The sequence below is a fragment of the Pseudomonas sp. RIT-PI-q genome (assembly GCF_001297125.1).
In the GTDB taxonomy this organism is placed as follows: Bacteria; Pseudomonadota; Gammaproteobacteria; order Pseudomonadales; family Pseudomonadaceae; genus Aquipseudomonas.
In genome coordinates, this window is record NZ_LHPC01000028.1 from 211,020 (window position 1) to 233,457 (window position 22,438).

Consider the following 22,438-nt stretch of genomic DNA (forward strand, 5'->3'; position numbering starts at 1 on the left):
TCCCGGAAAACGTATTTTGAAGCGCGACACGTTTTCGGAATTAACAAAACGTGTCGCGACATTGGCGGGGGTATTGATTTGCGGCTGGGTCTGCATATACTGGCTCCACTTCGTTGTACAAAGAGCCGGGTCACTACCCCGGCTTTTTATTGCCTGGGATTTAGTTCTTCGCCTTGTGTAGCTCGATCACCGCCGCCACAGTCTCAAGACTGGCTGACAGGTACTTGGTGTGCAGTGCGCGAATCTTCTTGGCTTCTGAAGCATCGATTTCGCCGTCCTCCAGCGCCATCGCGACCATGTGGTCAAGCTCGCCGCGCTGCGAAGAAGCCGCCAATGCACGCTGGTAGAGATCGACGTTGTCGAGTTGCTCGGCGTCTGGAAGTCGAACGAATACACCGCCGTACATTGCGCAGATGTAGTCGGGCATGAAGCTGGTTTTAGCTTCTGTTTCGAGAGCGCAGACTTCGCCATTGGTCAGCGGCTTCATGCCAGCCGACTCATAGATCCGGTTTTCAAAGCGCTTGAAGTTCTCTTCGCCGATGAACGCGGCTGCGCATTCACGACCGCCGGGGAAAGCTTTAACGGCCGCGACAACTACTTGCTTTCGTGTATCTAGAGTTCTGCAGCTCATCGTCTGGTTTTCCCTTTGCGTGAAACTGTTCATGATTCATCCATCAACTGATCAGGGACGAACCCATGACCTCTAATTCCGAACTGCAAGGCGAGATATCCGCCCTTTGCTGCTTGGTGGTAGCCCTGGCCTCCACCCTTCCCTTGTCATCTCAGCTCAGGCTTTGGCCCGAGTTTGAGCAGATCGCTAACCCGCTACGGGCGCTGTTAGAAAGTGATGAATTGCGCGGGTTTGAGCGCGCGACCGTTTCGCTCGCGTCAAGACGCAAGCTGATTGGCTAAGCGGCCGATTTTTGTGATGGGAACGGGCGTTGCTCCAAGGCCGACAAGCTGCCGTCGTCCTCAACGGTCACATAGACATCACGGCCCACGCGGATTGCCTTACTCAAGGCGCCCTGAGTACAACCGAGCATCTGCGCGGCCTTCGTGTGGCCATGCTCTTTCGCAAAATCGATTAATGGGATACGGCGCATGGCGTCGTCCTCGACAAGATGTTAAGAGCGATTATGACCGCCGGTATTGTTTGCCGTCAATACCGGCGATATTGGTTAAGCAAATACCGCAGGTAATAAGATCGCCGGATGAAAAAAGACTCCCGAAGGCTTCCTCTCTCTGATTGGCAGCTACAAGACAGTGAGCGGCTCAAGGCGATCTTTCAAAAGAAGCGCGGCGAACTAAAACTCACTCAAGAAAAAATGGCTGGCGAGCTTGGTGACGGGGTCACTCAAGGTGCTGTCAGCCATTTTATGAACGGCCGGACGGCGCTCAGCACGAAGGCAGTAACTGTCTTTGCCAGAATGCTTAGAGTGCCGGTTTCAGAAATCAGCCCCACCTTAGCTGCTCAAGTGCAAAAGATGGCGTCTTCGCTTGGTGACAGCTCCGCTGCGTTGCCGTCACTACCAAAATCAAAAGAGGCTGCGAACACCCCTCTTCCTGCTGGCGACGATATCCAAGAGCCAACTGACGAGCGCTACGCATTTGTCTCTCAATACACTGCCCGCGCAGCTGCCGGCGACGGGCATGACAATCCGCATGTAGAGATACGCAGCACGCTAGCATTTAAGAAAGAATGGCTGCGTGTCAAAGGGCTGAATCCTAAGAATTTAAAGGTGATCTACGCCGACGGTGACAGCATGTGGCCGACGGTAAGCGACCGTGACGTGCTGTTGGTGGACGAATCGCGCTTAGAGCCAACAGATGGTCAGATATACGTTTTGGCTAGCGCTGATAAAGGCGTAATCGTAAAACGCTTGATCAAAACTGCTCTTGGTAGCTGGATCATCCGCAGCGACAACGAAGACAAGAATGAATATCCCGACCTGATGCTTTCGCGCAGCGAGATCAATGAGCACCGAATCATTGGGCGAGTGGTGTGGCGCGGCGGAGATTTATAGCCGACCGGCTAGAGGATCGAACGCATGGCGCACTCACTTAAATACCAGATAACCGAATCCATTCGCGTCGTTGAGATCGAGGTGGGGAAACTGCTCGATTTGGCAGCAATGCTGAAAGACGCTGGAAATGATGCTTTGGCGAGGGCCGTCTACAGCCAGGCGAACAAGCTGCTTGAGGCTGCGGTAGCGCTGAGAATCGCTATGGCAGGCTGACTGCTTACTCTGGTTAGGTGTAGGCGGTAAGGACTGTGCGAGAGAAGGGTGAATAGGCGCATGGCATGGCGGAATGCATTGAAGTGTTTTTGATTTGAATTAGAGGCTGGGATGCGATGAGCGACGAGAAGATGGTGCCAACGCGAAACCGAATTAATGTAGACAAAATCCAACAGTTCTTCGATGACAACGGAGTCTCGATGGAGTGCCCCATTTGCAAGACGGATGAATGGAGCATACCTAACGGCAAATCGGTCGGCGGCAACGCGCTACCATGGGGTACTGGGACAGGCGACATGTTCATGACCGGACTACCAGTGCTTGTAATGATTTGTAGAAAATGCAAATTCGTAAGACAGCACTCCTTGTTGGAAGATGATATCCCTGGCGCGATCGAGGAGTTTTGAATGCTCACCTCTGTCGACCCTGGACCAATCAGCCCGGAGCAGTTCAAAGGTACGGAAGGGCTTGGTCGCGGCCCGGATCTCCTGGATTGGACAAAGGTCGCGGGGACAAAGCGGCCAACGCTGACAGCTAAAGTAGCTAGGGGAAGAATCTACACGACCGAAAGCGTGTCGCCTGGGCTATTTGAAAAAATTTCCAATGCCAATGACATGGCCGAACAACGAAGCGATACTGAGCGTATGAACGACATTACGCGAGAAGAATTCAACGCCAAACTTGAGACCATTGAAGTAAAGATGGATGCTCGGGTTGAGTCCGTGTCCGCGAAAATTGAAGGCTTTCTCTCTGCACAGGCTGAGCGTGACAAGGCCCAACTTGAGCGTGACAAGCGCTTTGAGTTGCTCGCGGAAAGAGTGACCAAGGCGGCAGAAGGCGCTGAAGATGCTGCTAAGCAGGCAGCAACCGTAAAATCCAATTACTGGGCCGCTGTGATCGTCCAACTTCTAGCCGTGGTTGCAATCCTGGTCGGCGCTTATTACGCCAATCAGGCCAACGTCCTTGGCGCAATGCAAACCACCATGTCTGCATTTCAAGCAGGGAAGGATGAAGCACCACTAGCACCTCCGGCGAACCCGCACCAAACTCACGCGCCTTAGCCCTCTTTGGTTAAAAGCTGAGGCAGTTGGTCCTGTGCGAAGCTTTGTGGTTCTGTCCTTCACGCTGTTTTCACACTAAGGCACGCAGCTTTGTTCCTGCTCCTTGCACGACTTAAGCCCGCTAATCCCCATCGCGGGCTTTTCTTTGTCTGCAATTTACTGAGGCGCGTCAGACTCTCTCCTGGACTACGCTTTCTTTCTCACTGGAGGAAACGCCATGCCAGACGATCCCACCCCCGCCCTGCTCTACCGCATCAACCAGAATGTCATGGCTCTTGGGGCTGCTATCGAAGAGATCAGCATCTGGATCGATCAGCGCGGCTCTTCAAATACACATGATCGAGTCAGTAAGCATCTAGAGGTGCTGGCAGGCAATAGTGACGCCATTGCTGAGTTGATGGCTGATCTGATGGCCAGGTGGAAGCCGGAAGAAGATGAGGATCCGGAAGACTAACGGCGCCTGAAGATATATCTCCTAGGAGACGGGAAATGGCTCTACCTTTGCCGACAGATCTGGCGAAAATGACTTTGCCTTCGAATCTTTTGAAATTTCTACGGCGCTTCGAGATTCAAAAGCCTGCTGACATTGATCGCCGAGAATGGGCGCAACTAGCGCTCCTTTACAGCATCATGCGAGAACTCAAAGAGGGCGAAGAGTTTGAACGAGCAGCCGAAAGGCTGATCGCGCATATCGATTACTATCAGAAGACGGTATTTGGAGGGGCAGCCCCCTTTGTATCGATTGCTCTGACTAGGAAGCAGCGCCGCAAAGCTAACCGTCAAGGCAGGTTGAAGCCGAAAATATCTTTCTCTGACTCACCACAGGAGATTGCGCGGAAGAGAAATTCGACTCCCACAATAGGGCTTGGATTAGACAGCATCCTTCCCCCTTCGCCGAAAACCAGAAGAGATCAAGTGACGTACGACGCGCAGACAGCTCCACTTGATGATGCTGCACGTCACCACGCGTTATATGTTGCCGGCTGGTCTCTGGCCGATGATGAAAACTAGTTAGACGTAGGCGGCTGGCCCTCCTACTTTACCGCAGCCTGCTGCGACACAAGCAGTGAAGGATTCCCGGTTACATCGTCTGGCAGGGTGTACATCGCACCTGTGAGAGGATCGACGATGAGCATGCCGATGAGCCCGCCAAACAAGATGTTGCCCCAGTACCAGCCGTTTACCGTGGTCTTAAGCGGCACAGTGCTATCTGAGTACCCTTCTTTCCGGAAGGTGACCTTGTAGTCTTCTCCCTTGAAGTACCCTCTCCCGCTTTCAAGAAGTACCTTTCCGGGCGTAACGCCTTGAGCAACAACCATTCCTCGACTATTCACAATCTCGTACTTTGCGGCCGTGGGTGTGCTGTACACCCCCACCTCTGGTTTGCTGTCGCTGACGATGCTCGCACAGCCTCCCAGCGCAACAAATACGGCCGCTACCGCTATAGCTTTCCGAAGAATCATTACTCATCCTTTCCAAGTCGCACCTGGCCGCAATTCGACCGGTCGCGATTGTAGAGCAATGATGGCGTTTAGCTATCTAAATAGCATGCCACGAGTGGTAACCAACAAGCCCGCTATAAGCGGGCTTGTTGGTATTGGAGTGCGCTATACGCCGAGCTTCCACTATCAGCTTACAGACCAAGAATCTGCTTTTTCTTGGCTTGAAACTCTTCTTCAGTGAGGATGCCGCTGGTCCTGAGTGCAGCTAAGCGCTCCAAATCATCTAGGTAGGATCCTTGCTCGATTGGAGCTGTCGGCCGACCAATGCGCGGTTGGAGTTTTCCGCGCAGCACTTCAAATGCTGCTTGCTGGTCCTTTGTAAAAAGTACCGTGTTCTCATCGGAAGCGGCCTGAAAAACCCCGCCTTTCGCTTCACTTCCGCCCTGGAAAGAAAACTGGATATATCCGTTTGTGAACATCCCAGCTGCCTTGAACTGCAATGCAGTAAGGAGTGAGATAGGAATCTCTTTGTCACCTTTTAGGCCCTGCGTAACGAATGAAAGCACCCCCTTCCTCTTTATGGTGATCGTAGAGTCGCTTAACTCGACGCTGCCGCCGTGCCCTTTAAAAAGTTCTACCCCTTCACTCATTGCTGGCTCATCCCTAGGTAATGCCATCCGTATCAGCGCTATCTGCGCTTTCGGGGCGTGAACAGTATCCCACTGTGATGGCACATCAGCACCTCAGTGGATGGTCTTTTTCGCGCCCGCTCAAAAACGTGTGCCAACTTTTTACGCATACCGCCAGCCACACCTAAGGCGTATTGCGAAGGGTCTGAGGGAATAATACTGTATGCATATACAGAGAAAGGAGCTACTCGATGACAAAGGCAAAACAAGCACCGAAACCGCTTACTCCCTATGAACTGCTCGGCGTACGTATTCATAAAATCATAAATAACCCTCGCTCGCAGGCGGCAAAATCAGCCTTGCTGGAGCGATCAGCCAATGATTCACCTGAAGACTGGGATCAGATGCTCGCAGAGATCGCGGAGAACGATAACGTAACCTTCGCCCACCGTGACGACGGCCACGTCCACATCTTCTGGACTGTCCCTAAAGAAGACTAATCCTCCGCGAAGAAAGCCCGCCTTAAGCGGGCTTTTTTACGCCTGATGAAAAAAACATGACCGGAGGTATTGACCACAATACAATACCGGCGGTATTGTTCATCCATCGCAGCGGCACACAGCTACTGCGAAGGGCCTCGAAAGGGTCCGCTCCGATTCGGAGTCGCTCTTTAAAAACTTGATGGACGCCGAGCTGGCCGATGCATAGCCAGCGGACGTACCGCGCAACGGTACGCAGCGATTCGACCTCATGTCGGCGCTGGGCATAGGAGACCTCATTCGGAGGGCGCAGCTGGAGAGGCTGCGTGGTGGTGAGTAAGCGTTTGGCCTTGGGACCTTGATCCCGTGTCGCGCTGAAAGACATCGACGGGAAAGCGACCGTTGGCCTATGCAAGGGAAAGAGATTGCCTGCCCGTTATCAGCGGGCAGGATGCTCTCCGGAAAGCCCTGAGAAGGACTTTGCGGAAAGCAGACTAGCTGCGACGGCCTGAGCCGGGAGATCCACCACGAACAGGACCACCTTTTCGCTCGTAATAACCTGAGAGGATATGCATTTCCTCCCTGCTAATTCGAGCCTCTAGAGCCCTGATCTCTGCTGGCATACCGGCGCCACGACCAGGCGGCATGTCTTCAAACCGCTTCTTGAGCTTTTCGAGGCTTACCCGGAGCCGCTCAAGTCGCTGCTGGTGTGTCTCTTCAGGATTATTTTTGGTGGTCATTTATGCCTGCCTCCGCCGGGTGATCCTCCATGGAAGACCTGAGTTTTTGAATAGAGCGTGTCGCCCTCCCCTTGCTTGTAACGAGTCTTTCGCTCGTTCCGGCAGCCCTCACACATGATTGGTGGATTCACCCAGTCAGCTCTATAGCTGAACTTGGTTGTCTTGCAGAAACGACAGTTTTTGACGAGCCAACCGGTCTTTGACTGGGGCGGCGGTGGCTCAACGTAAGGGGTTCTAGCAGGGGAAGGGCTCGCCATTTCCATGGCGTCTTTCAGCTTCATCAATACCGCGAGGTTCTTCGGATCCATGGCTAATGCCTCTGATTTCACCTGGGCCTGAGATTAGCAGCGGCGTAACGCCACTACCACCCCGCCATATGCAAGCCAGCCGGCGAAGAACACCGAACACGAAATGTGCAACGACGGCCAGAGATATGAATCCGGCGATGCGCGTGGTGGAGAAACGGAATTTTTCACTGATGCACCTGGTGACGGGTGCATTGGGAAAACAACCGGAGCAGAGCCATGACTCAACCAGCAATAGCACCAACGAAATGCACCCGATGCGGCAAGCCAGCAAATCCCACTATCTATCGAAACATCATCTACCAGGCATACGACCAAGCGCGGAATCGCAAAGTGGTTCGAGACGAACGCATGCCGTTCTGTAGTGAAGAGCACGCAAGCCATGAGCAGATGAGCCGCGAAGGCTGACCGCATCACCTCTGCCCATTCGATGAGTGGGCAGACGGATGCTCAAGTCTCCAGCGCCGTGCAATACAGGCCCTGTACCGAACAACTAAAACGCATCACGGCGAGCCTTATGACAGATAAGACTCACCATTCTCGACATGACCAAACCCGCATGCACTCCCCTCCGCGCCCAACGGCAACCAGCGAAAGGGATGAGTGCAGCCGAGTTTTGTTGGATCAGCACTGCCACTCTTGGAGGCGACGCCATGGCAACCAGTTATGCAGACAGTGCGCAGGCCCGAGAGTGGGATCGGCGCTACGACGCTTGGGGGCGCGATAAGAGGCGTCAACTAAATGAGTTCCACGACTATGAAGCTGCGGAGCAGTTGCGCACTCAGGCGCTGGCTGATCGTGGCGCCCGTGCAATTGAAGAGCGCAAAAGCCTGAAACGCCGTATCGGCCTGGTAATGGCGCAGATGGAAATGGTCTGTCCGTCAACAGGAGGCGCAGCGTGAACGCTGAACAACGCGATCATCAAACGGCTGTCACCTGGATCGAGGGAGAGATCGACAACATGATCCGCGACCTCGGAAAGCCAAACGCCAGTTCGGCGGCAACATCGGTCATTACTCTGGCCTACCTGTTGCGCGTCATCGACGACGGTGAGCAGCGTCACTATAGGGCGCGCATCGACCAGATCTACGCCTCCTACAACGAATCGATCAAGCAGGGAGCTGCAGCATGACCACTCCGCCAGTTAAATCGCTGATCGACGATCAGCTCGTCGAGATCGAATCGAAGCTGATCATGCTCGGCTTCGGCCTTCCGTTTAATGAAGTGATCGGCCAGCCGCGCGAGCGTGCCGTGGCAAGCCTGCCGCAACGCTTGGCGGCCACCATGAAGGGTGGGCGAATCGCGGTGAGGGTTCGGCCATGACCATGATTTGCAAAAACTGCAACAGGCTCGGCATCCACTGGGTTGGGCCATACGGAAATCTGACCGGCACCAAATGCCCGCACTGTAACGGCACGAATTGCCAGCGCGATGTGCAGCCAGAAGCTGCCGACGAAGAAGAGGTCGACGAAGAGGTTGCGTGTGGGTGCGGACGCAAGTCCGGGCCGCCGAACTTCGATGACGGCCGCTACTACTGCGGCAGTCAATGGTGCATGCCATGACCGCCTACCAGCGCGCCAAGCGCTATTGGTTCTGGCGCGGCTCAGCCATCGCCTTGCTGTTCTTCACTGCCTGGATGCTGGCAAGCGCCTACTCCGGCCAGCTCACTCAGTAACCCACACCTTCAAACGCTGCGTGCATCGCGGCAAGGAATCCTCATGTCCGCAGTAATGAAGCAGGCAGACAACTTGCCGGCGTTGTCCGAAGACGCGCTCGTAGAGGTGCTGAGCGGAAGCCTGTACCCGGGTGCAGAACGCAACTCCGTCGTAATGGTTCTGGCGTACTGCCAAGCCGCGCACCTCGATCCGATGCTGAAACCGGTGCACATCGTTCCAATCTGGAATTCAAAAGCGAAAAAGATGCAGGACACGGTCATGCCGGGAATCGGCCTCTACCGCATCCAGGCAGCCCGCACCGGGCAATACGCCGGCATCAGCGATCCTGAATATGGGCCGCCGATTACCGCGAAGCTGTCTGGTGTGGATGTCATCTACCCAGAATGGTGTCGGGTAACCGTAAAGCGGCAGATGTCCAACGGTCTTGTCGCCGAGTTCACCGCCAACGAGCGCTGGCTTGAAAACTACGCCACCGCCAGCAAGGACAGCGCTGCGCCAAACGCTATGTGGAAGCGCCGCGCCTTCGCCCAGCTCGCCAAGTGCGCCGAGGCCCAGGCCCTGCGCAAGGCGTTCCCGGAAGTTGGATCGGCCCCTACAGCCGACGAAATGGAAGGCAAAACGTTCGAAGAGGCGGCGCGCGATGTGAGCCCGCCGCAACAACAGCGCCCCCAACCAGATCCTGAAGGCCTTCCCGCCTACTCCGACGATCTGCTCGCCGAGAACATCGTCAAGTGGCAGCCGCTGATTGATTCAAACCGAACCAGCCCCGAACACCTGATCGCGACCATCAGCAGCAAGTACGCGCTGAGCCCCGCACAGATTGAAAAAATCAACAACCTCAAAGCCCTCGATGGAGATGCAGCATGAAAATTCACAACGTAGTTCAAGGCTCCGTCGAGTGGCATACATTGCGCACCAAGCACTTCACCGCGTCCGAAGCTCCGGCAATGAAGGGGGCATCGAAGTACCAGACCCGCACCGAACTGCTAACTCTGAAAAAGACCGGCATCGCGCCGGACGTGACGCAGTCGCAGCAGTACATCTTCGACAAGGGCCACGCCACTGAGGCAGCCGCCCGCCCGCTGGTTGAAGTGATGATCGGCGAAGAGCTGTATCCGGTCGTTGGAACGCTGGGCAACTTGCTTGCTTCGATGGATGGCGCGACGATGCTCGGCGAGACATTGTTCGAGCATAAGCTCTGGAACGAATCGCTGGTCGCTCAGGTGAAGGCCGAAGACCTCGCCCCGCATTACTACTGGCAGCTTGAGCAGCAGCTGCTGGTGAGCGGCGCCGAGCGCGTGATCTTTGTTTGCTCCGATGGCACCGCCGAGAACTTCGTCAGCATGGAATACCGACCAGTCGCCGGCCGCGCCGCACAGCTGATCGAAGGTTGGAAACAATTCGAGGTCGATCTGGCAAACTTCGAAATGGCAGACGCCCCTTCGATTGTCGTCGGAAAGGCGCCTGACGAGCTGCCGGCGCTGCGCATTGAGCTGACCGGCATGGTTACCGCCAGCAATCTGAAAGTGTTCGAGCAATCGGCGCTGGCGGTCATCGACTCGGTGAAAACCGAACTGACCACCGATCAAGACTTCGCCGACGCCAAGAAGGCAGTGAAGTGGTGCGGCGATGTCGAAGAAGCGGTAGCGGCCGCGAAGAAGCAGGCGCTGTCGCAAACCGCCACCATAGACGAACTGTTCTCGTCGCTGGATCGTGTCTCAGCCCACGCCCGCGAAACTCGCCTGAAGGTCGACAAGCTGGTGAAGGCGCAGGAACTGCTGGTCAAGTCAAGCATCAAGCAGAAGGCCGAAAAGGCGCTGGCTGATCACATCGCGGCGATCAACAAGACCCTAGGCAAAGTGGTTCTGCCAGCAGTCGCCTCTGACTTCCTTAGCGCCATGAAGAACAAGCGCACCATCGCCAGCCTGCAGGATGCAGTTGATACCGAACTGGCCCGGGGGAAAATCGATGCCAGCCAAGCCGCAGATTGCATTCGCTTGAACCTGACCAGCCTCGCCGAGTTGGCCGCCGATCACGCATTCCTGTTCAGCGACATGCAGCAATTGGTGACAAAAGCCAATGACGACCTGGTGACGTTGATCAAATTTCGGATCTCGGAACATGAGAAAGCCGAGGAAGAGAAAGCCGAAGCAACCCGCAAGCGGATCCGTGAGGAGGAGTTGCAGCGGATCGCCGACGAAGACAAGGCGAAGCAGGCCGCCGCAGCCATTGTTGAACCAGCACCAGCGGTAACGAATGCGCCTGTAACGACACCGACGGCAGTCAGGGCTGCCGCTACAGCTCACCCGGCAATATCGAAACCGGTCGCGGCACCGGCAACCCAGCCCTTGAATTTGCAGGCTGAGGTCTTCGATCTGGAGGAGCTGGTCAAAGCCGTGGCCTACGGGCAAGCACCTCTCTCAGTTCTGTCCGTCAACTGGGACGCGCTCGACGCACTTGTTGCGGACCAGGGTTCCAAATTCAGCATGGCCGGCGTGAGGCTGGTGAAGGTGGCCGCATGATCAGTAACCTGAAATACGACATTGAGTTCCGGCGTGATAAAGCGCTGGAGCTTTCCAGCCGGGTCGAACAGCACCTAGCCGCGGGCGGGCGGTTCTCCAGATCGGAGCCCGCTCAAATCAATCCACCACCTGCTGAGCGCTCCGCAAAGATCGATCCCGAAACCATCCTCAAGCGCCGGCGCCCAGCCATTACCGTAGCTGAGCGCAAGGCGCTGCGGAAGCTCGCGGAGGCGCTATGAGCAAGCGGAAACCGAACAACGGCTTTGCCCGCGCCGAACGCAGCTGCCGGGCGCTTCTCAGCACCAATCACGTCGCTGTCGTGAACATTGACCCAAGCGGCTCGCAGATCATGGCGAACTGGAAGAACTGTCGGCAGATCCGGAGCTTGGCGATTGCCAACGCTCTTTTCGACTTCTCCTACCGCTGGACGATCTACCTCAGCGCCATGTGTCGGGACGAGCGCGGCGTCGAGTACGTCAAGTCGGTGGAGATATCGCCCGAGGGCATCTATAAGGTCGAGCGCCTGACGGATGCCATCGAGCATTACTACCTTGAGCTGCGAAACAGCTGCAACCTGAATCACCTGGTTGCGTCTGGATGGATTGCAGTTCCCGCCGAGGTATCGCTTGAAGAGGCGCAGGCCGCGAAGTTGTTTTATGCGGCCGGTGTCTGGCATCAGCTGAAGGTCGCCGCGTGAGACGTTCCAGACCCCAACAACGCAAACGACAAACCTGGCTGGCGATGCCGGCCAGCGGCATAGAAGAGGTTGGCCATGGCAGCCGCACAGAAAGATCGATCGGCAAAGACTGCGGCGAGGCGAAAGACTCGCGGCGAGGAGGAAATCAGGCTGCACTGCATGGCCGGAACACGCCAAGCACTTGCTGAACTGATGGCCTGGAGCGGCATCGAAGAACAGGGCGAGGCCATCACGCTAATGATTTATCATCTTCATGCATTAGGGCCTCAAAAGTCCGCCCCGCTGATGGCCCCGCCGCGACACGTTTACGAGATCCCCGCAAATGTGTCGCTGGCTTTTCACCGAAAGAGCATGCTGATGATTCAGCAGGATTCGGGGGATGAGATTATCGCTCCTTAGGTGGAGAAGGTACGTTGGTCGGGTTGTCACCCGAACTTACTGGCTGATATCCGCCCTTCGGATTCGTTTTGTGGGGTGTTTCAAGTATGGGCTGATAGCCTTTTTCAAGCTTTTCACGGGCAGGCTGGTAGCCATCATGAGTTGGTACTTTATTCGCCATGTCTCTTTCCTTATTGGTAGTGTGAAAACTCTAAATAAGATATTTCCGACGCCATCACCAGAACACCTGCACTGCCTTTAATAGCACGCTCAAGAATTCCTTCCGGGCTTACTATCCATGCTTCTTCCAAGTAGATCTGCTCTTCAACAGGATAGCTGGAGGCGAATGATTTCCCTGAGTACTTGCCCCCCACCATTTTTCCGCTTTTGAGGTAGATAACGATCCAAAACGGTTTCGAACTCTCAAAAACGTAGTCCCATGGCTTGGCGGTTGGATGCGGAGCGGACCCCTTGAACCTCTCATGAGTCCTTAGCCATTTCCAACAAAGCACGAGCAGAAACGGCGAAATGAAAAGCACGAAGACGTAAAAAAGGTAGTACAGCGAGGGATGGACGGACATCAAGCCGCTCCCCTCTACGTACACCACGGCCCAAAACAACAATGCATAATTGATGCAACTGTAAGCGATCGCATCTATCAATTGGTCCGACGCGCTACGAACCGTCCCAGGAAAAATCAGCTGATAAAACTTGATGCTGAGAAACCCTGGGATAACGAACGCGATAAATAAGACGAGTTTGTCAACTTCCCAAATATCCATGTCGCACTAATCCTAAGCAGAAGGCTGCGCAGGATCTTGAGTCAACCCCCCAAGAAAATCCACCACTTCCCCTGCCGCATCCGATCACGGAGGGCGGCGCCTACTCGAGGTAATCGCAATGCCTGTTCTCCACAGCATCATCCACAAGATCGACAAGAAGCCCGACGGCAGCCCCGCGATCCTACACGTCAGCAGCGGCGAACTGGTCGAGAGCGAAGCCCGCGACGACCTGATTCAACAGCTCAACGAAAGCTACAACGCTAAAACGGGCAAGGCTTGGGGCTTCTTTCACGCCGAATCGGGCGCCCATCCTTTCAGTGGTTGGCTAGGCAAGTACCTGGCTGGCACCAAAGATTTCACGGAGTTCAGCAACGTCGCCGTCGAGCATCTGACAAGGCTCATGGAAGAATCCAACCTATCGATTGGTGGCAACGCCATCTTCTGCCATTACCTGCAAGGTATGACCGACTATTTGGTTATTGCCCTGGTGCAGGAAACCGAAGCAGTGACCATGACCGACGGACTAACGCTGATGACGATCAGGCGCCTGGATCTGGATCACATCCATTTGGCCGCACGCATCAATCTCAGTGAGTGGAAGAGCAATCCCAAGTCGCGCCAGTACATCTCGTTCATCAAGGGCAAGAACGGCCGCCGGGCAAGCGAGTATTTCCGCGACTTCATCGGCTGCCAAGAGGGTGTCGACGGACCAGGTGAAACCCGCACCCTGCTCAAGGCGTTCAGTGACTTCGTTGAAAGCGAAGACCTCGGCGAGGAGTCAGCCCGCGAGAAGACCAACACTTTGGTCAGCTACGCGATGGCTCAAGCCAAGCTCGGCGAGCCGGTCACGCTCGATGAGTTGTCCGAAGTGCTCGATGACGACCAACCAAAGGCGTTTGCCAACTTCATCCGAGACAAGGAATACGGCCTGTCGGCTTCACTCCCACCGGACAAAAAGACCCTGAACAAATTCCGGCGTTTCACCGGCCGCATCGATGGCTTATCGATTAGCTTCGAGCAGCACCTGCTCGGCTCCAAAGTCGAGTTCGACGAAGTCGGCTGCACTCTGACGCTGCGCAGCCTGCCGACTCAGCTCACCGACCAGCTCAAACGCGCAGCCGCCTGACCCTCATGCCGATCAGTTCGTGGCGCTGACCCGCAAACATTGCTAATGCCGCGATCTGCGTATCAGGGCCAAATGCGTACTCACCGATACCTAAAGGCGCCCGATCATAAACGGGAAGACCAAGCCGCCGAAGATTGGCTGGATTGAGTGCGCACATCAAACTAGCGAGCGAGACCGTGCGGATTCGATTTTTGCTATGTGTGCGTCTTTAAACCGCACCAAGCTTTCTTGAATCATCTCATTGTCGCTAGTTATCTCGCCATACTGGAACTCAATCCACCTTGACTGAAGTTGTTTGTGCTCTTCTTGGTCTTTAAAAAGATTAAGCAACGATGCTTCAATACGTATCAGTTTTGTCACCATAACTGAATGCGCAACGACTAGTTCATAACTCCCAAGATCATGCGCTGGAATCGTCTTCAGCATATTTAAATTGGTTCTGAATAGCTCTCCCAAGTGATTATCCCATAGCATGTGTAGTCCAGTGGGATTCGTGCCGTTGCTTACCAGTTCAGAGAGTATTGCCGAATTTTTGCACGCGCTTTCAACTACCGCGAGATATGCCCCAGATCGAGCTTCCAGCTCATCAATCTTTGCGGATGCTTGATTCTTTAGTTGACGCCTACCTAGCGCAAGCGCTCCCCATATAGCCCCAATCGAACCAATAGCCTGAACCCAACTAGCCCATTCGCTTGCCGTGAGATGGACTAGAGACAGCAAGTACAGCATCGCTAGAAGCAGCAGGATATTGTGAACTGAAGGCCATGGACAAAATGCCTTTCTCAGCCATCGCTTGAATGGACAATGCTTTTCATTCGCCATCTCGACCCTTCCTTGTTCAAACAAAACCGGCAAGCATATCCGGCAAGGTAGCACTATGCCCACAGAAAACCGGCCGGAAGATCCATTTGGCCCCAACGGTCGAACCTTCCACATTCATCTGAGCGTGCGCGGCGCGCTGCGGGACTTCAGCAAACGACAACTAAAAGGCATGTTCCGCTTCGAAGGTAGCCGTGAGTGCACCGTCGACGAGGCCAAGGACCACCTGCTCGAAGTGTTGGCCCAAGGCAAAGAAGTTCTGCCGTTCGGTCCGCCCTGTGATGGATTCGACTTCACCGGCAATGGCTGCCCCGGCCATGACAATCCACCACCAGTTGCGAATGCCCATGATCTGGTATCGATGGATTGTTCCAGCAGGGACCGTTAATCAAAGCGACTGCATTCTTTCAACAACCAGCGGTTCTAGAAAAATTACGGCTTTAACAGCACCATAAGCAATAGTGACAGCACCAATCGCCGCAACCCAAGTGAAAAGCCTCACGACCCATAAAGGCAACTGACGCTGCAAAATCACAGGTATAGCTTTTGCAAAGCCATCATCATGCTTAATTCCAATGTTTACCCCCGAAACAAGTAGTGGGGCGAAGTAAAGATAGGAAACCGTGATTTGAGCCCCTGGGACGATAGTTGGAAATATGAGGTCAATACCGCCACCTGGTAACTCCTCTGTTCTGTATGGGGTATGTGGGAAAACGGTGACGCTGGGGAGCGTGGCATGGGTCATCCGAACATTCGATGCGCTGCGCTTACCGACATTTCGGAGTACGACCGCATGGGTATTAATGATCAACCCACTACCGGTTGCAGACGGAACACTGAAAGAAGAGGCATGTCCGTAATACGAGACTATTTCTGGTCTCTTCTCAAATCGCCGGGTAACCCATGCGCCCAAGAAAAGGCACGCAACAGGTACACCGATTGATGAAACTAGATTCCAATCCACAGCCATCATCGATTCCTTTTAGGCGCTAGTAAATACGGCTGTACCGTCCAACGAATTAAAGCCGATGGTGTAGCAACAAACCACCCCTCCCTCACCCTTTCAAAGTCAGCCGCTATAGCGGCAAAGGACCAGTCATGTCTGAAGAAAAGGTTGTGATGTACGAATCGCCGGAAGCGGCGAGCATCCAAACAGTTACCGGTTGGGTCGGTGCCGACGGTCGATTCTGGGGCAATGATGAACACATGGCCCGTTGGTGCGGCTCCACTCACCGCCGCTGCGAGAAGAATCCGGATCACCCGATCTACGAAGTACGCAGTTGGTGCAAGCAGTGCCACGATGAAAGCCGTCAGGCGAAATTTGCGGCAATGCCAGTCAAAGAGTGGGCCGGCGAGCCGCTGGTGATCTTCGACGGAGATGAGTATTTCTTCGACGAAGACAGCCTGCGCGACTACCTCATCGACAACGGCGTTGATCTGGCCGACCTGCAACTTTGCATCTGCGAGCCGAACATGCCCCGCGAGATCGACCCGTCGGACGTCTTCTGCGATGACTTGCCGGAAGATGGAGAAATCCGCGATCAGCAGTTGGTGGCGGCATTCGACTTGCTGAACGAGATGATCCGCCAGTCTGAGCCTCTGTCATGGGGCGAGGGGAAATTTGCCGCGAAGCTGCCACAGGCGCTTCTCGATGAGATCACCTCATCCAGGGTGACGCCATGATCGTCCCTGTAGCTGCCCTCGCCTACATGGCCTGGCTCATCTACTCGGGGCCACGGCGATGAACTGGTACTCCGAAAGCTGGCAGCGCATGGATTCAACGTACCGTCGGACCAAGGGAGAAGGCTACGACCCGCCAGCGATCAGCAAGGCCATCGACGAATCCTACCCCTACAGCTCGCGTAGCGGTTACGCCTATAAGGCTTGGCTCTCGGCCCGTAAAGACTTCTTTCGCAAGCACGACATCCCGCTCCGCCGCGCCAAACGTCCTCCGCCCGACCTTCTGTCCTAACCCCATCCTTATTAGCCCGCCGGTAACGGTCGGCGCGCAATTGGAAATAAATCATGACCATCACTGCTCCGGTCATCCGCTACCACGGTGCCAAGTTCCGGCTTGCGCCCTGGGTACTTCAACACTTCCCGCCGCACACCTGCTACGTCGAGTCCTTTGGTGGAGCGGCCGGCGTTCTGATGCAAAAACCTCGATCAGTTGCCGAGGTATACAACGACCTAGACGGCGACATCGTGAACCTGTTCCGCGTTTTTCAGGATCCAGTTACGCGATCGGGACTTATCGAGCGGCTCGTATTTACGCCCTATTCCCGCGAAGAGTTCGAATTGTCATGGGAATCGAGCGTTGAACCGATCGAACGTGCACGCAGGACGATCATCCGCGCCCAGATGGGTTTCGGTTCCGCAGGCGCAACGAAGGGTGTCACAGGGTTTCGCATCGATACGAAGCGCCAGTACGGCACTGCCCAATCACTTTGGGCGACGTATCCAGAACAACTTGCCGAGGTTGGCCAGCGTTTGAGCGGCGTGCTGATTGAGAACCGCCCGGCGATCGAGGTCATCACCGCTCATGACGGCCCCCAGACCCTGCACTACGTGGACCCGCCCTACGTACATGACACCAGGTACAAAGGCGCGTTGAGCGGGCGCTACTACAAGCACGAAATGGACGACGCAGCGCACCGCGAATTGCTCGGCACTTTACTCGAGCTGGAAGGAATGGTCGTGCTTTCGGGATATCCGAGTGACCTGTATGCAGAGCTCTTACCTGGCTGGGCCAGCTACAGCACATCGGCGCGCATCAGTGCCGGGCGCGGCACCGCCAGTCGAACCGAATGCATTTGGCTGAATCCAGCCTGCGTCGATCGAGTCAGCCAGATTGGCTTGGATCTCGGCGAACGAGCATAAACCATTCCCTACCTTCTGCCGCCACGCGCGGCATGGAGCACCCAATGAAACGAGAGCTGATCAAAATCAGTGAGTTCCAGCGTCGGCGCTGGGGCGAGAACGGCACCCCGCAATGCCCGCAAGCTATCCGCAACCACATCCGAAACGGTGCGGTGCCTGGGGAGCAGATCGGGAAACTCTGGTACGTTGACTGGACCGCATTCACCCGCTCGGACGGTAACGACCTTGTGGCGATGGTATTGAAAGGAGCTGCATGATGGTCCCTCGGCCGCGGAACAAGGCGAATAAGAACCTCCCGCAGAACCTGTACTTCGATGCGCGGCGCTCGACATATCGCTACCGCCGGCCGACCGATGGGAAGTGGTTTCAGTTCGGCACCGATCGCATTAAAGCGATCGACGCGGCGAAGCAGTTGAATCTTGAGTTTATGCGCGGTGCCGACCTGGTCGGCTCCGTGATGTCCGCATCATCGGAGTCGTTCGCCACCTTCCTCGACACCTACGAACGAGACGTCCTGCCCCCACGTGAGTTGGCCAAAGGCACGCTCAGCTTGTACGCGGTGCACTTCAGGCGGTTCCGTAAGCAGTTCGAGGGCAAGGCGGTCGACCAGATATCTATTCGCATGGTCGCGGAGATGCTGGACGCTCTCACCCCGCGCACGGCCAACCAGTGCCGGGCACTGCTGACGGACATCTTCAACCATGCGGCGGCCAAGGGTCTGTGTCCGGATAACCCCGCGGCGAGCACCATCAACCGAATCGAGAAGAAACTGCGTAAGCGCCATACGGTGGAAGGACTCAAGGCCGTTCGGGAAAAGGCGCCGGCCTGGCTGCAGAACGCAATCGACCTGGCACTGATCACCGCACAGCGCCGCACCGACATTCTGGATATGCGCTTCGATGGCGTTCGGGAAGGGTTTCTATATGTGGTGCAAAAGAAAACAGCCAAGGCCAGTGACGCGGCATGGATTCGATTTCGAGTGACACCGGAACTCCAGGCAGTCATCAGCCGGTGCCGGGACGATGTCGTCTCGCCGTACCTGGTGCACCGAAAACCAGATCGGCTTAAACAGAAACAGGCGCAGACGAAAGATCACTGGACGAAGGTTGAAGAGCGGTATTTGACTCGAGCGTTCAAGGACGCCCGGGAGGCGGCGGAATGCTACAAGGGATGGAAGGAAGAAGAGATGCCGGGCTTCCATGAAGTGCGAGCGCTGTCGCTGCACCTGTACAAGAAAGCCGGAAAGGATGGGCAGAAAATCGCAGGCCATGCGAGCGAGGGCATGACCAAAAACTACCAGCGGGACCACGAGGAAATAATCTGGTCCGAGGCAATTCCGGACCTGAATATCAGCGAAATCACCGGGTAGTTTTGCGCCAGTTTTGCGCGGGTTTTGCGCAGGCACAAAAAAGCCGATCTAACTGATCGGCTTAAGTGCCTGATTTTACTCAGTAAATATGGTCGGGACGGAGTGATTCGAACACTCGACCCCTAGCACCCCATGCTAGTGCGCTACCGGACTGCGCTACGCCCCGACTAGGCGTGAAACCTGTTCCTCTTCTCGAAGAACGCTCAAGAATATATCGCAAGCTTTTGAAAACTGGAAGTATTTAAAAGCAGGAATTTATTTCTTGAGTACCACCAGAACATCTTCCAGTTCGGCGATCATCTGGCGAATCATTTGCTTGTATTGGGTGGTGTCGTCTTTGGCTTCATCGCCGGACAAACGCAAGCGTGCGCCGCCGATGGTGAACCCCTGATCGTAAAGAAGCGCGCGGATTTGCCGGATCATCAGCACGTCTTGTCGCTGATAATACCGGCGGTTTCCGCGGCGTTTGACGGGGTTGAGTTGAGGAAACTCCTGCTCCCAGTAGCGCAGCACGTGTGGTTTTACCGCACACAGCTCGCTGACTTCACCAATGGTGAAGTAGCGTTTGCCTGGGATGACGGGGAGCTCGTCGTTATGACTTGGTTCCAGCATAAGCCTCAACTCGGGCCTTCAACTTCTGCCCTGGACGAAAGGTGACCACACGGCGAGCCGTGATCGGGATTTCTTCACCCGTTTTCGGATTGCGGCCAGGCCGCTGGCGTTTGTCCCGAAGGTCGAAATTGCCGAAACCGGACAATTTGACTTGTTCGTTGTCTTCAAGAGCGTGCCTGATTTCTTCAAAAAACAGTTCGACCAATTCCTTGGCCTCCCGTTTATTCAGGCCCAGCTCTTCATACAGACGTTCCGCCATCTCAGCTTTCGTCAGAGCCCCCATACGTCACTTCCTTAACGTGGCGTTCAACCTTTGTTCGAGCGAGGTGAGGATGTTTTGCGTCGTGGTATTCACCTCATCGTCATTAAGAGTGCGCGATGGATGCTGCCAGGTCAAGCCGACTGCAAGGCTTTTTCTATCAGGATCAATGCCTTTACCCTGATACACGTCAAATAGCCTGAGGTCTGTCAGCCATTCGCCTGCATTTTCACGGATTACGTCCAGTACCGCACTGGCCGCAACGTCTTTTTCGGCGATCAGTGCAAGGTCACGACGCACTTCAGGAAAGCGCGATAACTCTTGGAATTTAGGCATTTTACCCAATGCCACTTCCGCCAGAACCAGCTCGAAAACGAAGACCGGACGGTCGAGACCGAGGGTTTTCGACAATTCAGGGTGGATGGCGCCGACGAAACCGACCAGACGCCCTTCACGTTCGATGCGCGCGGTTTGACCCGGGTGCAACGCAGGGTGTTTGCCCGGCACGAAAGTGAACGAATCCAGCGCACCGGCAAAGCCCAGCACCGCTTCCACGTCAGCCTTGATGTCGAAGAAGTCGACGACATCGCGACCTTGTGCCCAACCTTCCGGCAGGCGGCTACCGCAAACCACACCGGCCAGCATCGGCTCTTGCTTCAAGCCGTCCAGCTGACCCACGAAACGCAGGCCGCTTTCGAACAGACGGACGCGGTCCTGTTGACGGTTCAGGTTGTGCTGAAGCGCCTTGACCAGGCCAGGCCACAGGGACGAACGCATGGCCGCCATGTCGTTGGAAATCGGGTTGGCCAGCAGCAGCGGTTCCACACCCGGATTAAACAACTCGAACTGTTTCGGATCGATGAAGCTGTAGGTGATCGCTTCCTGGTAACCACGGGCGACCAGCAGACGGCGCAACTCAGGCAGATCGCTACGCGCTTCAGCCTTGGCTTGCGGCGCCAGACGGGCTTGCGGGTAGCGGACCGGCAGACGGTTGTAACCGTACAGACGGGCCAGCTCTTCGATCAGATCAACCTCAAGGCTGATATCGAAGCGATGGCTTGGCACGGCTACTTGCCATTGCCCTGCCCCATCGGCCGAAACGGTCAGGCCCAAAGCGTTGAGCAGACGCTCGACTTCGGCCGAATCCATTTCCATGCCCAACATCTGGGTGATGCGCGCCGCACGCAGGGTCACTGGCGCGATTTTCGGCAGGTGTTGCTCGCTCACGGTTTCAATGATCGGGCCAGCTTCGCCACCGGTGATTTCCAGCAGCAGGCCAGTGGCGCGCTCCATGGCTTCACGGGCCAGCTGCCAGTCCACGCCACGCTCGTAACGGTGCGAGGCGTCGGTGTGCAGGCCGTAGGAACGGGCCTTGCCAGCGACAGCGATCTGATCGAAGAACGCGCTTTCGAGGAAAATATCGCGAGTGGTCGCGGTGTTGACGCCGCTGTGCTCGCCACCCATGACGCCGGCAATAGCCAAGGCGCGGGTGTGGTCGGCAATCACCAGCGTATCGCTACGCAGGCTGACTTCCTGACCGTCGAGCAGCACCAGCTTCTCGCCTTCTTCGGCCATGCGCACACGGATGCCGCCATTGATTTCAGCGAGATCGAAGGCGTGCAGTGGTTGACCCAGTTCCAGCATCACGTAGTTGGTGATGTCGACGGCAGCGTCGATGCTGCGCACGTCGGCACGACGCAGACGCTCAACCATCCACAGCGGCGTCGGCTTGGACAGGTCGACGTTACGGATCACACGGCCCAGGTAACGCGGGCAAGCAGCCGGCGCCAGGACTTCGATCGAACGCACTTCATCATGCACGGCTGGCACGACTGGAACGATCGGACGAGTGACTTCGGCGTCATACAGCGCGCCGACTTCACGGGCCAGACCGGCCAGGGACAGGCAGTCGCCGCGGTTCGGGGTCAAGTCGACCTCGATGCTGGCATCGTCCAGGCTCAGGTATTCACGAATGTCCTGACCCACTGGCGCATCGGCCGGCAATTCCATCAGGCCATCGTTGCCTTCACCGACTTGCAGCTCGGCTTGCGAGCACAGCATGCCGTTGGACTCAACGCCACGCAGCTTGGCTTTCTTGATTTTGAAGTCACCCGGCAGTTCGGCACCGATCATGGCGAACGGGATCTTCAGGCCCGGGCGCACGTTTGGCGCGCCGCAGACGACCTGGAAGGTCTCCGAGCCATTGCTGACCTGGCAAACACGCAACTTGTCGGCGTCCGGGTGCTGCTCGGTGCTCAGCACCTCGCCCACCACCACACCGGTGAATTCGCCGGCGGCCAGCGTAACGCTATCGACCTCAAGACCGGCCATCGACAGACGAGCAACCAGCTCGTCGCGACTTACCTGCGGGCTTACCCAGCCACGCAGCCATTGTTCACTGAATTTCATCCTGCTCTCCTAAGAA

Annotated in this window: 35 protein-coding genes and 1 tRNA gene; 23 read left to right on the plus strand and 13 right to left on the minus strand. The window is 55.8% G+C overall.

All coding sequences use genetic code 11. The annotated features are described in order from the left end of the window. Window positions 1-160 precede the first annotated feature (160 nt). Window positions 161-664 (minus strand): YmfL family putative regulatory protein, encoded by a 504-nt coding sequence (locus AEQ67_RS13475; RefSeq protein ID WP_236710325.1) that lies wholly within the window; start codon window positions 662-664, stop codon window positions 161-163. A gap of 32 nt (window positions 665-696) precedes the next feature. On the opposite strand from AEQ67_RS13475, the gene AEQ67_RS13480 reads away from it, so the two are divergent. Beyond that, entirely contained in the window at window positions 697-912 is a 216-nt protein-coding gene (locus AEQ67_RS13480) for a hypothetical protein (protein WP_059404347.1), read from the plus strand. On the opposite strand, the gene AEQ67_RS13485 is transcribed toward AEQ67_RS13480, so the two are convergent. Continuing rightward, window positions 909-1,103: a Cro/CI family transcriptional regulator gene (locus AEQ67_RS13485; RefSeq protein ID WP_059404348.1), complete on the minus strand. Its 195-nt coding sequence runs from the start codon at window positions 1,101-1,103 to the stop codon at window positions 909-911. The two genes, AEQ67_RS13480 and AEQ67_RS13485, sit on opposite strands and share 4 nt — an antisense overlap. Before the next feature lie 108 nt (window positions 1,104-1,211). Between AEQ67_RS13485 and AEQ67_RS13490 the strand changes: the two genes are divergently transcribed. The 5 genes from AEQ67_RS13490 (at window position 1,212) to AEQ67_RS13515 (ending at window position 4,309) form a co-directional block, all read left to right on the plus strand. After that, the gene (locus AEQ67_RS13490) at window positions 1,212-2,024 is read left to right on the plus strand and encodes a LexA family transcriptional regulator (RefSeq protein WP_059404349.1); all 813 of its coding nucleotides are present in this window, start codon (window positions 1,212-1,214) and stop codon (window positions 2,022-2,024) included. 24 nt (window positions 2,025-2,048) lie between these two features. Then, window positions 2,049-2,237, plus strand: a complete 189-nt coding sequence (locus AEQ67_RS13495; RefSeq protein WP_059404350.1) for a hypothetical protein — start codon at window positions 2,049-2,051, stop codon at window positions 2,235-2,237. Window positions 2,238-2,644: 407 nt separating this feature from the next. Beyond that, complete coding sequence (locus AEQ67_RS36180; RefSeq protein ID WP_236710326.1) at window positions 2,645-3,298, plus strand: hypothetical protein; 654 nt, start codon at window positions 2,645-2,647, stop codon at window positions 3,296-3,298. Between the two features lie 217 nt (window positions 3,299-3,515). After that, the gene (locus AEQ67_RS13510) at window positions 3,516-3,752 is read left to right on the plus strand and encodes a hypothetical protein (protein WP_059404352.1); all 237 of its coding nucleotides are present in this window, start codon (window positions 3,516-3,518) and stop codon (window positions 3,750-3,752) included. A 35-nt stretch (window positions 3,753-3,787) separates the two neighbouring features. After that, window positions 3,788-4,309: a hypothetical protein gene (locus tag AEQ67_RS13515; RefSeq protein ID WP_059404353.1), complete on the plus strand. Its 522-nt coding sequence runs from the start codon at window positions 3,788-3,790 to the stop codon at window positions 4,307-4,309. A gap of 23 nt (window positions 4,310-4,332) precedes the next feature. On the opposite strand, the gene AEQ67_RS13520 is transcribed toward AEQ67_RS13515, so the two are convergent. Both AEQ67_RS13520 and AEQ67_RS13525 read right to left on the minus strand, forming a co-directional pair. Next, entirely contained in the window at window positions 4,333-4,761 is a 429-nt protein-coding gene (locus AEQ67_RS13520) for a hypothetical protein (RefSeq protein ID WP_059404354.1), read from the minus strand. Between the two features lie 170 nt (window positions 4,762-4,931). Continuing rightward, window positions 4,932-5,390, minus strand: coding sequence for a DUF4429 domain-containing protein (locus AEQ67_RS13525; protein WP_059404355.1), 459 nt, complete (start codon window positions 5,388-5,390; stop codon window positions 4,932-4,934). 230 nt (window positions 5,391-5,620) lie between these two features. Between AEQ67_RS13525 and AEQ67_RS13530 the strand changes: the two genes are divergently transcribed. Further along, on the plus strand, window positions 5,621-5,869 hold the full coding sequence (locus AEQ67_RS13530; protein WP_059404356.1) for a DUF1654 domain-containing protein: 249 nt from the start codon (window positions 5,621-5,623) through the stop codon (window positions 5,867-5,869). Between the two features lie 473 nt (window positions 5,870-6,342). Here AEQ67_RS13530 and AEQ67_RS35035 read toward each other — a convergent pair whose 3' ends face one another. Continuing rightward, on the minus strand, window positions 6,343-6,588 hold the full coding sequence (locus AEQ67_RS35035) for a hypothetical protein (RefSeq protein ID WP_152974842.1): 246 nt from the start codon (window positions 6,586-6,588) through the stop codon (window positions 6,343-6,345). Between the two features lie 958 nt (window positions 6,589-7,546). Between AEQ67_RS35035 and AEQ67_RS13535 the strand changes: the two genes are divergently transcribed. From AEQ67_RS13535 to AEQ67_RS13575, 9 genes are all read left to right on the plus strand, one after another. Further along, complete coding sequence (locus tag AEQ67_RS13535; RefSeq protein ID WP_059404357.1) at window positions 7,547-7,795, plus strand: hypothetical protein; 249 nt, start codon at window positions 7,547-7,549, stop codon at window positions 7,793-7,795. After that, window positions 7,792-8,025: a hypothetical protein gene (locus tag AEQ67_RS13540; RefSeq protein ID WP_059404358.1), complete on the plus strand. Its 234-nt coding sequence runs from the start codon at window positions 7,792-7,794 to the stop codon at window positions 8,023-8,025. The genes AEQ67_RS13535 and AEQ67_RS13540 overlap by 4 nt, the downstream gene beginning before the upstream one ends. Continuing rightward, window positions 8,022-8,216, plus strand: coding sequence for a hypothetical protein (locus AEQ67_RS13545; protein WP_059404359.1), 195 nt, complete (start codon window positions 8,022-8,024; stop codon window positions 8,214-8,216). The genes AEQ67_RS13540 and AEQ67_RS13545 overlap by 4 nt, the downstream gene beginning before the upstream one ends. After that, window positions 8,213-8,455 carry a hypothetical protein gene (locus tag AEQ67_RS13550; protein ID WP_059404360.1) on the plus strand — a complete coding sequence of 81 codons (243 nt, stop codon included), beginning with the start codon at window positions 8,213-8,215 and terminating at the stop codon, window positions 8,453-8,455. The genes AEQ67_RS13545 and AEQ67_RS13550 overlap by 4 nt, the downstream gene beginning before the upstream one ends. 168 nt (window positions 8,456-8,623) lie before the next feature. Beyond that, a complete protein-coding gene (bet, locus tag AEQ67_RS13555; RefSeq protein ID WP_059404361.1) occupies window positions 8,624-9,436 on the plus strand; it encodes a phage recombination protein Bet in 813 nt (270 codons plus the stop codon). Beyond that, the gene (locus tag AEQ67_RS13560) at window positions 9,433-11,091 is read left to right on the plus strand and encodes a YqaJ viral recombinase family protein (protein ID WP_059404362.1); all 1,659 of its coding nucleotides are present in this window, start codon (window positions 9,433-9,435) and stop codon (window positions 11,089-11,091) included. Before bet ends, AEQ67_RS13560 begins: the two co-directional genes overlap by 4 nt. Then, window positions 11,088-11,330 (plus strand): hypothetical protein, encoded by a 243-nt coding sequence (locus AEQ67_RS13565; protein ID WP_059404363.1) that lies wholly within the window; start codon window positions 11,088-11,090, stop codon window positions 11,328-11,330. The genes AEQ67_RS13560 and AEQ67_RS13565 overlap by 4 nt, the downstream gene beginning before the upstream one ends. Then, window positions 11,327-11,788 carry a hypothetical protein gene (locus AEQ67_RS13570; RefSeq protein WP_059404364.1) on the plus strand — a complete coding sequence of 154 codons (462 nt, stop codon included), beginning with the start codon at window positions 11,327-11,329 and terminating at the stop codon, window positions 11,786-11,788. Before AEQ67_RS13565 ends, AEQ67_RS13570 begins: the two co-directional genes overlap by 4 nt. A gap of 75 nt (window positions 11,789-11,863) precedes the next feature. After that, entirely contained in the window at window positions 11,864-12,187 is a 324-nt protein-coding gene (locus AEQ67_RS13575; RefSeq protein ID WP_059404365.1) for a hypothetical protein, read from the plus strand. Here the strand turns inward: AEQ67_RS13575 and AEQ67_RS35855 are convergent. Beyond that, entirely contained in the window at window positions 12,174-12,347 is a 174-nt protein-coding gene (locus AEQ67_RS35855) for a hypothetical protein (protein WP_161807465.1), read from the minus strand. The genes AEQ67_RS13575 and AEQ67_RS35855 overlap by 14 nt on opposite strands. Before the next feature lie 10 nt (window positions 12,348-12,357). Then, window positions 12,358-12,948, minus strand: a complete 591-nt coding sequence (locus AEQ67_RS13580) for a DUF6338 family protein (RefSeq protein ID WP_059404366.1) — start codon at window positions 12,946-12,948, stop codon at window positions 12,358-12,360. 118 nt (window positions 12,949-13,066) lie between these two features. Between AEQ67_RS13580 and yejK the strand changes: the two genes are divergently transcribed. Further along, entirely contained in the window at window positions 13,067-14,074 is a 1,008-nt protein-coding gene (gene yejK, locus AEQ67_RS13585; RefSeq protein WP_059404367.1) for a nucleoid-associated protein YejK, read from the plus strand. A 156-nt stretch (window positions 14,075-14,230) separates the two neighbouring features. On the opposite strand, the gene AEQ67_RS13590 is transcribed toward yejK, so the two are convergent. After that, window positions 14,231-14,896: a hypothetical protein gene (locus tag AEQ67_RS13590; protein WP_059404368.1), complete on the minus strand. Its 666-nt coding sequence runs from the start codon at window positions 14,894-14,896 to the stop codon at window positions 14,231-14,233. 55 nt (window positions 14,897-14,951) lie between these two features. Between AEQ67_RS13590 and AEQ67_RS13595 the strand changes: the two genes are divergently transcribed. Continuing rightward, complete coding sequence (locus AEQ67_RS13595) at window positions 14,952-15,281, plus strand: hypothetical protein (protein WP_059404369.1); 330 nt, start codon at window positions 14,952-14,954, stop codon at window positions 15,279-15,281. Here AEQ67_RS13595 and AEQ67_RS35860 read toward each other — a convergent pair whose 3' ends face one another. Continuing rightward, complete coding sequence (locus AEQ67_RS35860) at window positions 15,282-15,638, minus strand: hypothetical protein (RefSeq protein WP_059404370.1); 357 nt, start codon at window positions 15,636-15,638, stop codon at window positions 15,282-15,284. Between the two features lie 353 nt (window positions 15,639-15,991). On the opposite strand from AEQ67_RS35860, the gene AEQ67_RS13605 reads away from it, so the two are divergent. From AEQ67_RS13605 to AEQ67_RS13625, 5 genes are read left to right on the plus strand one after another with little or no spacing between them, the layout of a single operon-like run. After that, complete coding sequence (locus tag AEQ67_RS13605) at window positions 15,992-16,576, plus strand: hypothetical protein (RefSeq protein ID WP_059404371.1); 585 nt, start codon at window positions 15,992-15,994, stop codon at window positions 16,574-16,576. A 58-nt stretch (window positions 16,577-16,634) separates the two neighbouring features. Next, window positions 16,635-16,865 (plus strand): hypothetical protein, encoded by a 231-nt coding sequence (locus AEQ67_RS13610; RefSeq protein ID WP_059404372.1) that lies wholly within the window; start codon window positions 16,635-16,637, stop codon window positions 16,863-16,865. A 53-nt stretch (window positions 16,866-16,918) separates the two neighbouring features. Continuing rightward, window positions 16,919-17,773 (plus strand): DNA adenine methylase, encoded by an 855-nt coding sequence (locus AEQ67_RS13615; protein ID WP_059404373.1) that lies wholly within the window; start codon window positions 16,919-16,921, stop codon window positions 17,771-17,773. Between the two features lie 44 nt (window positions 17,774-17,817). Continuing rightward, window positions 17,818-18,030 carry a hypothetical protein gene (locus AEQ67_RS13620; protein WP_059404374.1) on the plus strand — a complete coding sequence of 71 codons (213 nt, stop codon included), beginning with the start codon at window positions 17,818-17,820 and terminating at the stop codon, window positions 18,028-18,030. Continuing rightward, window positions 18,030-19,142, plus strand: coding sequence for a phage integrase Arm DNA-binding domain-containing protein (locus AEQ67_RS13625; protein WP_059404375.1), 1,113 nt, complete (start codon window positions 18,030-18,032; stop codon window positions 19,140-19,142). Before AEQ67_RS13620 ends, AEQ67_RS13625 begins: the two co-directional genes overlap by 1 nt. An 89-nt stretch (window positions 19,143-19,231) precedes the next feature. Here the strand turns inward: AEQ67_RS13625 and AEQ67_RS13630 are convergent. The 4 genes from AEQ67_RS13630 to pheT form a co-directional block, all read right to left on the minus strand. After that, a tRNA-Pro gene (locus tag AEQ67_RS13630) sits at window positions 19,232-19,308 on the minus strand. An 89-nt stretch (window positions 19,309-19,397) separates the two neighbouring features. Beyond that, on the minus strand, window positions 19,398-19,754 hold the full coding sequence (locus AEQ67_RS13635) for a MerR family transcriptional regulator (protein WP_003179985.1): 357 nt from the start codon (window positions 19,752-19,754) through the stop codon (window positions 19,398-19,400). Next, entirely contained in the window at window positions 19,735-20,037 is a 303-nt protein-coding gene (gene ihfA, locus AEQ67_RS13640; protein WP_002553164.1) for an integration host factor subunit alpha, read from the minus strand. Before ihfA ends, AEQ67_RS13635 begins: the two co-directional genes overlap by 20 nt. Window positions 20,038-20,040: 3 nt before the next feature. Further along, complete coding sequence (gene pheT / locus AEQ67_RS13645) at window positions 20,041-22,422, minus strand: phenylalanine--tRNA ligase subunit beta (protein WP_059404376.1); 2,382 nt, start codon at window positions 22,420-22,422, stop codon at window positions 20,041-20,043. Window positions 22,423-22,438 lie beyond the last annotated feature (16 nt).